Source organism: Schumannella sp. 10F1B-5-1, from assembly GCF_006517535.1.
In the GTDB taxonomy this organism is placed as follows: Bacteria; Actinomycetota; Actinomycetes; order Actinomycetales; family Microbacteriaceae; genus Schumannella.
The window spans coordinates 1-215 of the sequence record NZ_VHQH01000114.1 but is presented as its reverse complement, the minus strand read 5'-3'; the positions used below and the strand labels follow the sequence as shown (position 1 = coordinate 215).

At 80.9% G+C, this 215-nt stretch carries 1 protein-coding gene; it reads left to right on the top strand.

Annotation, left to right across the window (positions count from 1 at the left end; genetic code table 11):
- The coding region (locus FJ658_RS16335; RefSeq protein ID WP_181408496.1) for a hypothetical protein at positions 1-215 on the top strand (215 nt) is incomplete at both ends.

Genomic DNA, 215 nt, shown 5'->3' with positions numbered 1-215 from the left:
CCGTCTCGCCGCCCGCGACCACGAGGGGGCCCGCGAGTGGCTCGACCGCGCGGGGTCGCTCGTGCGGCACCGCGGCATCCCCGGCACCCTGCCCGCGCTCGACCACGCCGAGGGGGTGCTCCAGCTCGCCGAGGGGCGCACCAACACCGCCCGGCCGCTGCTCGAGTCCGCGGCCGCGGCGTGGCTCGCCCGGGGCCGGATGTGGGAGGGCGTGC